Origin of the sequence: Azospirillum sp. 11R-A, from assembly GCF_049472615.1 — a bacterium.
GTDB lineage: Bacteria > Pseudomonadota > Alphaproteobacteria > Azospirillales > Azospirillaceae > Azospirillum > Azospirillum palustre.
On sequence record NZ_JBCEBL010000043.1, the window covers coordinates 1 to 12,152 of the forward strand.

15 protein-coding genes and 1 pseudogene are annotated in these 12,152 nt (G+C 67.4%); 10 read left to right on the forward strand and 6 right to left on the reverse strand.

What is annotated here, in order from left to right; genetic code table 11:
* The 6 genes and pseudogenes from VH569_RS33340 to VH569_RS33365 form a co-directional block, all read left to right on the forward strand.
* A pseudogene (locus tag VH569_RS33340) lies at window positions 1-129 on the forward strand (IS5/IS1182 family transposase); the annotation flags it as partial.
* A gap of 199 nt (window positions 130-328) precedes the next feature.
* Window positions 329-817, forward strand: coding sequence for a hypothetical protein (locus VH569_RS33345; protein ID WP_209798513.1), 489 nt, complete (start codon window positions 329-331; stop codon window positions 815-817).
* 2 nt (window positions 818-819) lie between these two features.
* Window positions 820-1,311, forward strand: a complete 492-nt coding sequence (locus VH569_RS33350) for a hypothetical protein (RefSeq protein ID WP_423321347.1) — start codon at window positions 820-822, stop codon at window positions 1,309-1,311.
* A gap of 26 nt (window positions 1,312-1,337) precedes the next feature.
* Window positions 1,338-1,805, forward strand: a complete 468-nt coding sequence (locus VH569_RS33355) for a hypothetical protein (protein ID WP_174473298.1) — start codon at window positions 1,338-1,340, stop codon at window positions 1,803-1,805.
* A 13-nt stretch (window positions 1,806-1,818) separates the two neighbouring features.
* Window positions 1,819-2,373, forward strand: a complete 555-nt coding sequence (locus VH569_RS33360; RefSeq protein WP_423321349.1) for a hypothetical protein — start codon at window positions 1,819-1,821, stop codon at window positions 2,371-2,373.
* On the forward strand, window positions 2,370-2,819 hold the full coding sequence (locus VH569_RS33365) for a hypothetical protein (RefSeq protein ID WP_423321350.1): 450 nt from the start codon (window positions 2,370-2,372) through the stop codon (window positions 2,817-2,819). Before VH569_RS33360 ends, VH569_RS33365 begins: the two co-directional genes overlap by 4 nt.
* 170 nt (window positions 2,820-2,989) lie before the next feature.
* Here VH569_RS33365 and VH569_RS33370 read toward each other — a convergent pair whose 3' ends face one another.
* Window positions 2,990-3,484 carry a MarR family winged helix-turn-helix transcriptional regulator gene (locus VH569_RS33370; protein ID WP_244592894.1) on the reverse strand — a complete coding sequence of 165 codons (495 nt, stop codon included), beginning with the start codon at window positions 3,482-3,484 and terminating at the stop codon, window positions 2,990-2,992.
* Window positions 3,485-3,898: 414 nt separating this feature from the next.
* Between VH569_RS33370 and VH569_RS33375 the strand changes: the two genes are divergently transcribed.
* Together VH569_RS33375 and xth are read left to right on the forward strand one after the other, a co-directional pair.
* Window positions 3,899-4,582, forward strand: a complete 684-nt coding sequence (locus tag VH569_RS33375; protein WP_376958085.1) for a fumarylacetoacetate hydrolase family protein — start codon at window positions 3,899-3,901, stop codon at window positions 4,580-4,582.
* A gap of 10 nt (window positions 4,583-4,592) precedes the next feature.
* A complete protein-coding gene (xth, locus tag VH569_RS33380; RefSeq protein WP_376958086.1) occupies window positions 4,593-5,387 on the forward strand; it encodes an exodeoxyribonuclease III in 795 nt (264 codons plus the stop codon).
* A gap of 57 nt (window positions 5,388-5,444) precedes the next feature.
* Here the strand turns inward: xth and VH569_RS33385 are convergent, their stop codons facing one another.
* From VH569_RS33385 to VH569_RS33395, 3 genes are all read right to left on the reverse strand, one after another.
* Window positions 5,445-6,026, reverse strand: a complete 582-nt coding sequence (locus tag VH569_RS33385; protein ID WP_423321353.1) for a histidine phosphatase family protein — start codon at window positions 6,024-6,026, stop codon at window positions 5,445-5,447.
* 40 nt (window positions 6,027-6,066) lie between these two features.
* A complete protein-coding gene (locus tag VH569_RS33390; protein ID WP_423321355.1) occupies window positions 6,067-6,873 on the reverse strand; it encodes a YcbK family protein in 807 nt (268 codons plus the stop codon).
* A gap of 203 nt (window positions 6,874-7,076) precedes the next feature.
* Window positions 7,077-7,964, reverse strand: a complete 888-nt coding sequence (locus VH569_RS33395) for an MBL fold metallo-hydrolase (RefSeq protein ID WP_423321357.1) — start codon at window positions 7,962-7,964, stop codon at window positions 7,077-7,079.
* A gap of 251 nt (window positions 7,965-8,215) precedes the next feature.
* Between VH569_RS33395 and VH569_RS33400 the strand changes: the two genes are divergently transcribed.
* Window positions 8,216-9,010, forward strand: coding sequence for a hypothetical protein (locus tag VH569_RS33400; RefSeq protein WP_423321359.1), 795 nt, complete (start codon window positions 8,216-8,218; stop codon window positions 9,008-9,010).
* Window positions 9,011-9,047: 37 nt separating this feature from the next.
* Here VH569_RS33400 and VH569_RS33405 read toward each other — a convergent pair whose 3' ends face one another.
* Together VH569_RS33405 and VH569_RS33410 are read right to left on the reverse strand one after the other, a co-directional pair.
* On the reverse strand, window positions 9,048-9,752 hold the full coding sequence (locus VH569_RS33405; RefSeq protein ID WP_109095845.1) for a response regulator transcription factor: 705 nt from the start codon (window positions 9,750-9,752) through the stop codon (window positions 9,048-9,050).
* 150 nt (window positions 9,753-9,902) lie between these two features.
* Window positions 9,903-10,421 (reverse strand): glycosyl transferase, encoded by a 519-nt coding sequence (locus VH569_RS33410; RefSeq protein ID WP_423321361.1) that lies wholly within the window; start codon window positions 10,419-10,421, stop codon window positions 9,903-9,905.
* Between the two features lie 292 nt (window positions 10,422-10,713).
* Here VH569_RS33410 and ribA point away from each other — a divergent pair, with 292 nt between their 5' ends.
* Window positions 10,714-12,006, forward strand: a complete 1,293-nt coding sequence (ribA, locus tag VH569_RS33415) for a GTP cyclohydrolase II (RefSeq protein ID WP_423321396.1) — start codon at window positions 10,714-10,716, stop codon at window positions 12,004-12,006.
* Window positions 12,007-12,152 lie beyond the last annotated feature (146 nt).

The following is a 12,152-nucleotide window of genomic DNA, read 5'->3' on the forward strand; positions in this document are numbered from 1 at the left end:
CTCGCTTGGTTCGCGCGCTTCCGTCGCATCGCCGTCCGATACGAACGGCGCGCTGACATCTTCACCGCATTCCACCAAATAGCCGCCAGCCTCATCTGCTGGCGTTTCGTCCAAAGATGGTTCTGTTAGGCGCTCTCAATGGCTGCCGGGACAACCAACCGGCCTCGAATCGGAAGCATTAACCCGTATGTGTTTCCTCTTGCGCCAAAAACCTACTTTTGGTTTTATGAACCGGTGGTTTAGATGCGCTGTCGAGGTTCGCGTGCGTATACGCATTGGATTGGCTGCGGTTCTTCTTGGTGCTGGGATGCTGTCTGCATGCCAGACAATGAACGATGTGGCGAAAACGGTCGGCAAACCGCCGGAGAAGGCGCTTGAGATGCGTGCGCTTCAGACGCGCCGTTTCGACAGCGAGAACGAGAAGCTTCTGCTCGAGGCAGGAACCCAGACCCTTCAGGATCTTGGCTTCACCATTTCCGAGGCGTCGAGCGATGTCGGCGTGGTGGTTGCTTCCAAGCAGCGCAGTGCGGAGGAGGGCGGGCAGGTTGCGGCACAGATCGGCCTGACGATCGCAATGGCTCTGCTTGGCGTGGCAAACAATCCCACCTGGGACCAAGAGCAGACCATTCGGGTGACGTTCATTGCCAGCCCGGTTTCCGGCGGCCGTCAGACCGAAGTGCGCACCGCTTTCGACCGGATCCTGATCAACAATCATGGAAACGCCTGGAAGGCGGAATTGCTGATGGAGCCGCAACTCTACCAGGAGTTCTTCGAAAAGCTCTCCGCCAGCGCGTTCCTTGAGGCTCACAAGATATGACATTGAGCAAGAGCATCCGTTTTGCGATCTTCGGCGCCATGGCGCTCGCGGTCGCAGGCTGTCAGACCAACACTCAACCGCAAATCGTGCTCAGCAAGAAAAGCCCCGTCGAATTGAGGGCAATGCAGGCACGTGCATTCGAAACCTCCGATCAGAACAAAGCCCTGCGGACCGTGATCGCCACGCTCCAGGATCTTGGCTATGGGGTCGACAAGGTCGAGCCGGCTGCCGGAACGGTTTCAGCCAGCAAGCTGGCCAAGCTTCGCATGACCGCCACGGTTTATCCGCGCGGCCCTTCCCGTATGATCATACGCTCCAACGCCGTGGTCATGAACCTCGGGGTGGAAAGTCAGGTGGACGATCCGGCTTTTTACAAGGATCTGTTCTTTGAGCCGCTGGGAAAGGCAATGTTCCTGACAGCTCTCGAACTGGGCAGTGAAGAGGATGTTCCGCCGGTGGCGGATACCGCATCGAAAACGACTGCCAAGCCGTAATCCCCTTCATATCGAGGTCTCCTTCCATGCTCTTCAAGAATTGCACGTTGGTCGTGATGGGGCTTGCCTCGGCGCTGCTGGCCGGTTGCCAGACGGCTGGGGAGCATGCCGCCGCTGTCCGTCAGGCACAGGATGCGGATCGCTTGACCGTCGGCAAGGTGCAGCGCGAGATCCGCATCGGTATGACGAGTGCGGAAGTCGTCGAGGTGCTTGGTTCGCCCAACATGGTAACGACGGATGACCGCCGCCGCGAGAATTGGGTCTATGACAAGATCTCGACGGAGACGGCGTACTCGTCCAGCAGCGGCGGCGTGAACGCACTGATTCTGGGCGGTGGTCCGATTGGCGCCGGCATTGGCGGTGCCTTGGGCGGCGCCGGCGTCAGCGGCTCCGCGGGCGCCCGCAGCACCTCGCAGCGGACGTTGACGGTGATCGTCAAATTCGACGAGGGCAGCCGGGTTCGCGATTTTTCGTATCGCTCCAGCAGCTTCTGACCGGAGCGGCAGCATGAAGTGCCGGGTCGTCGCATCCGTCCTGATCCTATCGGTGTTGGCGGGCTGCCAGCAGACGTCGGGAACGCAGCAGCAGACCGCTGCGCTTACGCTGGCGGCCGAGAGTCTTGGGCAGCGTCAGATGCAGACCCGGCGCTTCGACACGACCGATGAACGGAACATCCTCGCTGCTTGTGCCGGTGTGCTGCAGGACCTCGGCTTTACCACCGAGGAAACCAACCTCAAGGCCGGGTTGATCGTCGCCTCCAAGGACCGCGATGCGGTCGAGTCAGGACAGGTTGCCGGGCAGGTCTTCTTTGCTCTCCTGGTTGCGGCCATGGGAGGCCGTGCGGACCCGGTGTGGGACGCCAATCAGAAGATCAGGATCTCCATCGTGACGCGGCCGACAGGCGATCGAAGCGGCATCGCCGTCCGTGCGACTTTCCAGCGTGTGATTTGGAACACGAAGAATCAGGTCTCGCGCGTCGAGACGATCGACAAGTCCGAAATCCATCAGCAGTTCTTCGAAAAACTCTCGCAATCTGTTTTTCTTGAGGCGCACCAGATATGAGCATGACCGATCGCCGGAATTTGTCGGTCCGCGCTGGGGTCATGGCACTCGGGTTTGCTTTGCTTTCGCTTGGCGGATGCCAGACGGACTCGAAGCAACAGGTGATGGCCGTCGACAAGAGCCAGGTTGAGCTGCGCGCGATCCAGACGCGGGCTTTCGACACCAGCGACCGTAACCTGACGATTCGCACGGTAATCAGCAGTCTTCAGGATCTCGGCTTCGTCATCGATAAAGCCGATGAGCAGTTGGGCATCATCAGCGGAACCAAGCTGTCCGGCTATGCCATGCGCATGACGGTTACGGTTCGCCCACGCGGTAAGACCCAAATGGCGGTGCGGGCGAGCGCGCAATACAATCTGGTCGCAGTATCGGATGCCGAGCCTTATCAGCAGTTCTTCGCCGCCCTGTCGAAGGCGATGTTCCTGACCGCGAACGAAGTGGACTGACGCCTCGCGGCTGGTTCCCGAATGCTCCGGTCGGCCGGTTCGGCGCGGCGGACATACTTCCCGAGTCGTTTCCTGGCACAATAGAAAAGCCCGCCCCGCACTTGGCGATTGCCGGTGCGGGGCGGGCTGTCAGTCGTTTCCGGTGCCTGGAACGGAAGGGACCTTGCCCCTTACTTCGACCGCGACACGCGGCGCAGGAAGTCGATGAACTGCGTCTGCTCTTCCGGAGAGAGGTCCTTGACCATGCCCTGGTCATGAGCCTGGACGCGTGGGATCAGGTCGTCCATCAGCGTCTGGCCTTCCGGCGACAGGCGCAGGGCGTAGGAGCGGCGATCGTTGGGCGACGGGGCGCGGACGACCAGGCCGCGCGACTCGAGCCGGTCGATCACGGCGACCATCGTCGACCGGTCGATGCCGACCGCCGTGCCCAGATCGGACTGCGACAGGCCTTCATTCTCCCGGATCATGATCAGCACGCCGAACTGGCCGGGCGTGATGTCATGCGGAGCGACCGCGTTCTGGAAGCTCTGGAACACCGCGACCTGAGCCTTGCGCAGGTTGTACCCCACAAGCTCGGGAAGGGGGCCGAGGGCAAGCTTGCCGTTCTTTCCGGGCCGCAGACGCGACCGCCGGTCGGCGGGGGTGGAACGCTCGTTGTCAGTCACCGTGGATGCCATATTTTGGGTGAATTATCGGATGAACGGATAAAATGCGGGTATGGCTTTCGTTTGTCAGCAAGAACTGCACAGGCGATAGGCTATGCATGCCAGATATGCGTCTGGCGTATTGGTGGGAGCGCGCACAAATTCCATCTTGAAGAGTCAAGAAGTGATCGACGCCGATTCGACGCCGATCGCCCGCCCTGCGGTTTCCCCTGCCGCGCGCGGGTTCCCGAATCGGAGCTTCCGACGCCCGGTCCCCCCCAGACCGGGCGTCTTCGTTTCCAGACGGACCCGCCCCGAACCTTGCCCCCGGCACGCTGGAGCGCTTTGCAGGGCAGGGCGGATGGTTGGGCGCTTGGTCCGTTGCCGGCTTTCGGGTTAGCTGTTCGACAGTGTCCCAACCAGAGAGCCGATGCCATGGCCTTCGCCATTCCCCTGTGGTCCCAGCCGGCCGTCCCCGTCACGGGCGGCGATCCGTTCCCGGTGCGGCGTATCTACTGCGTCGGCCGCAACTATGCCGCCCATGCGCGCGAGATGGGCGCCGATCCCGACCGCGAGCCGCCCTTCTTCTTCATGAAGCCGGCCGATGCCATCGTTGCCGACGGCGCCACCATCCCCTATCCGCCGAAGACCGCCAACCTGCATCACGAGATCGAACTGGTGGTGGCGATTGGGACCGGAGGCCGTGACATCCCGGTCGACCGGGCGCTGGAGCATGTGTTCGGCTATGCCGTCGGGCTCGATATGACCCGGCGCGACCTGCAGAACGCGGCCAAGAAGGAAGGCAAGCCCTGGGACATGGGCAAGGGCTTCGACCAGTCGGCTCCCTGCTCCGCAATCCGCACCGTCGCCGACATCGGCCACCCGGCCAAGGGTGCCGTCACGCTGGAGGTGAATGGCGAGCCGCGGCAGAAGGGCGACCTGTCCGACCTGATCTGGTCGGTAGCGGAGACGATCTCCTACCTGTCCGGGCTGGTCGAACTGCAGCCGGGCGACCTGATCTACACCGGCACGCCGGAGGGTGTCGGCGCGGTGGTGGCCGGCGACGTGCTGACCGGTGCGGTCGAGGGCGTCGGCACCCTGACCCTGACCATCGCCTGAGCCGCCGCCGATGCGCATCGCGACCTGGAACATCAATTCGGTCCGCATGCGTCTGGACCTTCTCCTCCGCCTGATGGAAGAGGAGCAACCGGACGTGATCTGCCTGCAGGAAACCAAGGTGGTGGACGCCGACTTCCCGCTCGGCCCGCTGGCGGAGCGCGGCTATGTCCACGCCCACATCCATGGGATGAAGAGCTACAACGGCGTCGCCATCCTGTCGCGCCTGCCCTTCTCTTCGCACGACGTCCAGCACTGGTGCGGCAAGCAGGATTGCCGCCACGCCCTCGCCCATCTGCCGGGCGGGATCGAGCTGCACAGTGTCTATATCCCGGCGGGCGGCGACATCCCCGATCCGGCGGTGAACGACAAGTTCGCCCACAAGCTCCAGTTCCTGGACGAGATGACCCACTGGCTCAGCACGGAACGGACGCCCGACCGTCCGATGGTGCTGGTCGGCGACCTGAACATCGCGCCCCTGGAGCAGGATGTCTGGAGCCACAGGGAACTGCTGTCCGTGGTCTCCCACACGCCCATCGAGGTCGAGAAGCTGGCGGCGATGCAGGCTTCGGCCGGTTGGGTCGACGCTCTGCGCCGCTTCGTTCCGCCGGAGGAGAAGCTCTACACCTGGTGGAGCTACCGGGCGAAGGACTGGGCCGCCTCCAATCGCGGCCGGCGCCTGGACCATATCTGGGTGACGCCGCCGCTCGAAGGCGCGCTGAAGGGCATCAAGGTGCTGCGCGATGCCCGCGGCTGGGAACCCAAGCCGTCGGACCATGTGCCGGTGATCGTCGATCTGGATGTCTGATGGCTGACTGCCTGACGGGGGGAGGGGGCGGTCGCGCCCCCTCGCTCCGGTAAAGCCTTACTCGAGCAGGCCGATGTTCAACCGCAGCAGTTCCGGCGTGCCGTCCCTGGTCAGCCGGAACAGGTGGGCGCAGCCGTTGCGCAGCTCCTCCGCCGGATCGTCGCGCATGTCCCAGCCGGTGGCGAGCGCATAGAGCGCGCGCAGGATGCCGTTGTGGGCGACGGCGCCGGTCGGATGCCCCTCTGCCGCCAGATCGGCGAGCCAGGAGCGCAGGCGGGCCTGCACCTCGCGCGGGCTTTCACCGCCGGGTGCCTTGAAGTCCAGCCCCAGCCGGTCGTGGCGGACCGGCATACGGCCGTCGGCCCGCAACTCCTCGGTGCGCTGGCCTTCCCACTCGCCCCAATCCATCTCGACGATCCGCGGTTCCGGTCTGGGATCGAGGCCGAGCAGCAGGGCGGTTTCCCAGGCCCGGCGCTTCGGGCTGGCGACCCAGCGCAGTCCGACCGACCCGGACGGCAGGCGGTAGCGGGCGACCCGTGCGCGGCCGGCGTCGGACAGCGGCTCGTCGATGCTGCCCTGGATGCGCCCTTCGGCGTTCCAGGCGGTCGGGCCGTGGCGGGGGATCAGCAGGGTGGTCATGACGGTACCGGGACGCGGATGACGGGGATGCGCCGGCAGTTTAGCGCTTCGCCGTCTTCTGCACCGGCATTTCCTTCACCTGGGCCAGGGCCACGCGGACGCGCGACAGATCGGGCGGCGCGAGGGCGGCCGACTTCCCCGGAGCCTTGGCCGGCTTGCCCGCTTTCGCCCCCGCATCAGCCAGTTGGACGCGGCCCTTGCCGACGCTCTTCTGGGCCAGCGCCTGGGCCCTGGCGCGGGCACGGGCCTGCGCCTCCAGGATCTGCGGCGCGCGCGGCTCGCCGGTCTTCGGCGTCCAGGTGCGGAAGGGGCCGGTGTCGACATGGACATGGCCGGTGTGGGCGTACATCGCGTAGCCGCCGCGCTGCATCGCCGCCGCCTCTTCCGCCAGACGCGACGGCGGGATGCCGGCGATGGAGAAGTCGGCCGCCTGTCCGCGCAAGTGGTAGGAGTTCTCGGCGACGTTCGGGTTGGTGCGGGCGAGGCTGGCGTTGCTGGCGCTCGACCGGTAGCCCGAGGTGATGCGGATCGGCGAGTCAGGGAGGGCGCCGACGCGCTGGCGCAGTTCCACCAGCATGTCGACCAGGCCCGGATCGACCGGGATCACCTCGTCGCTGCGGCGGTCGCGGAACAGGACGGCGATCTCGCGCATCGCGGCCGGATCGTATCCGTCGCCGGGACGCCAGTAGGTGACGGATGTCGTCTCGCCGCTGGCGGGATGGTGCAGCACCACGCTGCGCGGGTCGCCGTCCAGCTTCGCGCTTTCCAGCGGCGGTGTGGTGGCGCAGCCGCCGAGCTGCGTCGCGACGGTCAGCACGGCAAGCATCCCCAAGGCACGACCGGTCATGCGCATCGCTTTCCCCCGAGCTTTGCACGCTTCAACGACCCCGCCCGCCCCAATCCAGGCGGGGTTGCACACCGATCTAATACCAAGATTGTCACAGGAGGCCAGTGTGACAAAGCAACCTGTGGCGTATTGAACACGCACAAGCACTTTTGTTCAGTGGATCTGATTGTTGAGGATTCAACCGGTAAGAACCATGCCGGCTCTTAGAGGGACAACTTCATCCCTTCGCGGGCGACCAGCGAACCGGGGCGCATCGCCTCCGCCTCTGCCGCAATGACGTCCAGCGCGTCGTCGGTGCGGGCGGGATCATGGTGGAAGATCACCGCGCGGCCGACTCCGGCGGCCTCGGCCAGCCGCAGGCACTCCTGCCAGGTCGAATGGCCCCAGCCGACACGCGACGGGTATTCGGCGTCGGTGTAGGTGCTGTCATAAACCATCAGATCGGCACCGCGCAGCAGGTCCAGGATCACCGGATCGCGGCCCTCGGACGGATGCTCGGTATCGGTCAGGATGCACAGGCTGCGGCCGCCATGCTCCACCCGGTAACCGGTGGCGCCGTCGGGATGGTTGAGGCGGCAGGTGCGCACCACGACATCCGGCGCCAGCTTCAGCGTCTGACCGGCCTGGAAATCGCGGAACTGGCAGTCGGCGCGGAAGATCTCGACCGGCACCGGGAACAGCGGCGCCGTCATCATGTCGGCCAGCACGGTGCGGAAGGGCCGCTCCGGCGGCAGATGGCCGGCCCACAGCCGAATCCGGCTGGCTGGATCGAAGGCCGGGGCGAAGAAGGGCAGGCCGCTGATGTGGTCGAGATGGCTGTGGGTCAGCAGCAGGTCGATGTCCACCGGTCCGCTCTCGCGCGACAGCGACTCGCCCAGCGGCCGGATGCCGGTGCCGCAATCGAAGACGATGTGGGTGCCGCCGCAGCGAACCTCGATGCAGGCGGTGTTGCCGCCATAGCGCACGGTTGCCGGGCCGGGCGATGCGATACTGCCGCGCACCCCCCAGAAGCGCATGACAAAGGGGGAGACGCCGCCGGCCCCGTCTTGGGCTGGCGGTTGCGCGGGATTGATGGTGGAACGAACGGTCATGACGGCGCCATCGTGGCTGCCAAGCTTGTCCAAGTCTAGTAAATCTCTCCCGCCCTTTTCTCTTCCGGACGACTCCCACGGATGGCGACCAAGGCTTTCGAACGCGGCCTGTCGCGAGTCGCCACCCTACGAAGGGCATCTGTCCAAACCCATAAGATGTGGTAGGTTGGGGCCTCGTCGCGTGGTGCGCGGCATGACTTCTCCCAGGTCCCCGCGCGGGTGGGGACCGGCTCCGGCGGAACCCGACGCGGATGGATCCTGACAAGCTCGCCAAAGTCCTCGCCATGGCCGAGTCGGAGCATCAGGGCGAGGCGCTGTCCGCACTGCGCGCCGCCCGCATCATGCTGTCCCGTGCCGGGCTGTCTTTCCGCGATCTGGCGGAGCGCGCACGCACGCCGGTGTCGTCCGCTCCCGAACCGCCACCGACCGTCCACCCGTCCGAACCGGCCCCCGCGCCGGCTCCGCCGCCGCCGCCGGACGAGCTGGTCCGCGGTCTGCGCCGGCAGGTGAAGGATCTGGAGCTGGAACTCGCCACCCTGCGCCGGCAGCTCGACAAGGCGGCGGGCGATGCCGACCGCCAGCGCGAGGAGGCCGACCGCTGGCGCACCCTGGCGCGCGAAACCGCGGAGAAGCTGTGGGACATGGGCAAGGCGCTGGAGCGCAAGCACTCCCGCCATGCCGACACCGACAAGCGGCGTGCCGTTCTGGAACTGCTGCAGGATCCCGGCAGCGCGCTGCTGTCGGATCGCGAGATCGCGCGCCGGGTCGGCGTTTCACCGCATGACGTTGCCCATTGGCGCCGCCGGATGGCGATTGTCGGGCGCAAGCTGCGGCTGCTGCCGGTGGTGCCGCGCGGCCGCGGGCTGTGGGTCGGTCCGTCCGCCTGCGGCCTGGGCGCCGCCCGGCTCAACCACCAGACGAAGTCTTATGCCAAACCCAATGCCAAGCTTCAGGCGGGCGAGCGTCACCGCTGGCTGGGTTTCGCCGGCGAGATCACCATCGCCGAACGGGGAAGCCGGCGGGGGCTTGCCCCCGTCGGGCGGTGATGTCGGGCGGTGACCGGCAGCCTCAATCGGTCAGCCGTTAAGGCACCAGCCGGTAGCCGCCGGGCTCCGTCACCAGGATGCGGGCATTCGACGGATCGGCCTCGATCTTCTGGCGCAGGCGGTAGACGTGGGTCTCCAGCGTGTGGGTGGTGACCGCGGCGTTGTAGCCCCAGACCTCCCCCAGCAGGGTTTCGCGCCCGACCACCAGATCGCCGGCACGGTACAGGTATTTCAGGATCGCCGTTTCCTTCTCGGTCAGGCGGATCTTGCGGTTGGCGGCCTCGTCCAGCAGCAGCTTGGCGCCGGGGCGGAAACTGTAGGGGCCGATGGCGAAGACCGCGTCCTCCGTCTGCTCGAACTGGCGCAGCTGGGCGCGCAGTCGGGCGATCAGCACCCCCAGGCGGAAGGGCTTGGTCACATAGTCGCTGGCGCCGGACTCCAGACCCAGGATGGTATCGGCATCGCTGGCCGACGCGGTCAGCATGATGACCGGGCAGCGCACACCCTCGCGCCGCAGCAACTTGCACACGTCGCGCCCGTCCATGTCCGGCAGCCCGACATCGAGCAGGATGGCGGAAAAGCCGGTCCCCGCCCCGGCCGCCGTGCGGACCGCCTTCAGTGCGCCGGCGCCGTCGCCCGCCTCCTCGGTCTCGACCTCCTCCAGCAGCCGAAGCTGCTCCGCCAGGGACTGGCGCAGGGCGGTGTCGTCATCGACCAGGAGGATGCGCTTTGCGATGGTCATGGGCTGTATGGGGGCTGCACGGGGCTGCGGCACGGGACCGGGAGGCGGATGCCGTCGGCGGCGGTGCCGGGGCCGCGCCTTAGTAGCATGGCGCCGGTGGATTGTCGTGATGGCTTGTGGCGAGAGGGGCAGCGGCCCTCGCCGAGGCGCTCAGAGGACCGCCAGCAGTGCCGCCGCCCCCTCCGCGTCCGGATCGGCACGGACGATCCGGTCGGGCTGAACGCCCAACTCCCGCACGGTGGCGGCGACCGCGTCGTCCGGCACCGCGATGCGGCGCATCAGCGCCAGCGCCCCCTGTTCCAGATTGCGGCGGGCCGCGGCCTCGTCGGCCGGCAGCGCGGGGTCCGTCCAGTGCAGGCGTTCGACCAGCGCGGTGAAGCGCAGGCGTTGGCTGTCGACCGGCAGGCTGGCGGCGAGATTGGCCAGGGCGTTGCCGTCCAGCAGGACCGGAGCGCCGTCGGGCAGCCGTGCCAGCGCGACGTCGGCCGCCAGGATCGCCGACGGGTCGACCTGCGGGTGCGGGCCGGGCAGGGCATGGATGGTGATGCCGGCCCCGGCGGCGCGCAGCGCTTCGACCATGCGGCGGCCATAGGCGTCGGCCGGAAGATCGGCAGGCATCACCAGATGCACGGATGCGGGCTGTTCAGGGGGCGTCGAACGGGTGGTCACGGGGGAAGGGCTCCCGGTTGAAGGGCTGTGGCTGTCATCCTAACGCCCGGGGTTCCGGTGGCGGAGCGGCCCGTTGGAGGTGCCGACTCCGTCCGGCATTCCGTCCCGATCCGGTCCCGAAGGGCTCCTGGGTCGGGCTGGCTGGCGGGATCGTTGCGCCTTCGGCAACGGTGTGGCGCGCGGGAATCGCTGGACAGGGGCGCGCCACCTGCGCTTTGCTTCGCCCGCCGAACGCACCATGTCCCGTTTTTCGCGCCGGAGCCGGCGCACCCGCTACGCAAAGCCGCTGACGATGCAAGCCGAACACTCCTCCGCCACCACCACGGTCACCCTGTCCGCGCCCGCGGCAGCTCCCAAAGCGGCTCCGATCGACGAGGCCGCCGTGCGCGCCGTCGACCGGGCTCTGGCCGCCCTGCGCCGGGGCGAGGTGGTGGCGATCGAGACGGCCGACGGCACCGTCGGCGCCGCGGTCTCGGTGGAGTCGGTGGCGCTCGATACGGTGGACCGGCTGAAGGCGCTGACCGGCGGCACTCCCCGGCTGGCGGTCACCCGCCGCCGCGCCGTCGTGCTGGGGCTGGCCGCCGCCGGTGCGGCGCAGCCGGCGAGCGACATCGCCGACGATCAGGCGCCCGGTGCGGCGGCGGAGGCATTCGGCGCCATGACGCTCGACCGGCCCGACGGGCTGACGGCCGACCAGGCCCATGCGCTGGCCGATCCCGAACAATATCCGCAGGCCCAGGATGCGCTGCCGGCCGGCTTGACCGCCACCGAGGCCTGCCCCGGCAGCCGCGAGGCCGCGGCGGTGGACCTCGCCCGGCTGGCCCGCCTGCTGCCCGCCGCCATCACCGCCGACCTGCCGTTGCCGGTATCTGGTGGGCCGGTTTCTGGTGGGGCGGTCCGGGGTGGGGCAGTGGTCAGCGCCGCGGAGTGGGCGGCGGAGCATGACCTGCTGCTGGTGCGGGCGTCGGACGTGGCCGATTACCGCGTGCATGTGGTGCGGACCCTGCGCCGCGTCGCCGATGCGCGGGTGCCGCTGGTCGGGTCGGAGAACACACGCATCTACGCCTTCCGCCCGGCCGACGGCGGGCCGGAGCATCTGGCCATCGTCATCGGCGAGCCCGATCCGACGCAGCCGGTGCTGGCCCGCCTGCACTCGGAATGCTTCACCGGGGACCTGCTGGGGTCGCTGCGCTGCGACTGCGGCGACCAGCTGCGCGGCGCCATCGCCGAGATCGCCCGGCAGGGTAGCGGCGTGCTGCTGTATCTGGCGCAGGAGGGGCGCGGCATCGGGCTGGTCAACAAGCTGCGCGCCTACCGCATCCAGGACCGTGGTTTCGACACGGTGGACGCCAACGAAATCCTCGGCTTCGAGGCCGACGAGCGCGTCTATCTGCCGGCGGCGGAGATGTTGCGGCAGCTTGGCTTCGATTCCGTCCGGCTGATGACCAACAACCCGGAAAAGCTGCGCCAGCTCGCCCGCTGCGGCATCGCCGTGGTGGAACGCGTGGCCCACATCTTCCCCGCCAACGGCCACAACGAGGCCTATCTCCGCACCAAGGCGGAACGCAGCGGCCACATGTTCTGAGCCTTCAGCCCGGCTTGAGCCGGCAGGGCAGGAATCGCCATGCCGGCCCGGCAGTTCTTGCCGCCCCTCCTACCGTTCATGCGGTGTTGGGAATCGGATTCCGGGTGCGACCGTCAGGATCCTCCCGAAACGGGTGATTCCGCACC

What these genes read in the sequence shown, in the direction of transcription:
- VH569_RS33345 (WP_209798513.1), top strand. Translation starts at nt 329, where the DNA reads ATGAACGATGTGGCGAAAACGGTCGGCAAACCGCCGGAGAAGGCGCTT.
- VH569_RS33355 (WP_174473298.1), top strand. Translation starts at nt 1,338, where the DNA reads ATGCTCTTCAAGAATTGCACGTTGGTCGTGATGGGGCTTGCCTCGGCG.
- VH569_RS33360 (WP_423321349.1), top strand. Translation starts at nt 1,819, where the DNA reads ATGAAGTGCCGGGTCGTCGCATCCGTCCTGATCCTATCGGTGTTGGCG.
- VH569_RS33365 (WP_423321350.1), top strand. Translation starts at nt 2,370, where the DNA reads ATGAGCATGACCGATCGCCGGAATTTGTCGGTCCGCGCTGGGGTCATG.
- VH569_RS33375 (WP_376958085.1), top strand. Translation starts at nt 3,899, where the DNA reads ATGGCCTTCGCCATTCCCCTGTGGTCCCAGCCGGCCGTCCCCGTCACG.
- xth (WP_376958086.1), top strand. Translation starts at nt 4,593, where the DNA reads ATGCGCATCGCGACCTGGAACATCAATTCGGTCCGCATGCGTCTGGAC.
- VH569_RS33385 (WP_423321353.1), bottom strand. Translation starts at nt 6,026, where the DNA reads ATGACCACCCTGCTGATCCCCCGCCACGGCCCGACCGCCTGGAACGCC.
- VH569_RS33390 (WP_423321355.1), bottom strand. Translation starts at nt 6,873, where the DNA reads ATGACCGGTCGTGCCTTGGGGATGCTTGCCGTGCTGACCGTCGCGACG.
- VH569_RS33395 (WP_423321357.1), bottom strand. Translation starts at nt 7,964, where the DNA reads ATGACCGTTCGTTCCACCATCAATCCCGCGCAACCGCCAGCCCAAGAC.
- VH569_RS33400 (WP_423321359.1), top strand. Translation starts at nt 8,216, where the DNA reads ATGGATCCTGACAAGCTCGCCAAAGTCCTCGCCATGGCCGAGTCGGAG.
- VH569_RS33405 (WP_109095845.1), bottom strand. Translation starts at nt 9,752, where the DNA reads ATGACCATCGCAAAGCGCATCCTCCTGGTCGATGACGACACCGCCCTG.
- ribA (WP_423321396.1), top strand. Translation starts at nt 10,714, where the DNA reads ATGCAAGCCGAACACTCCTCCGCCACCACCACGGTCACCCTGTCCGCG.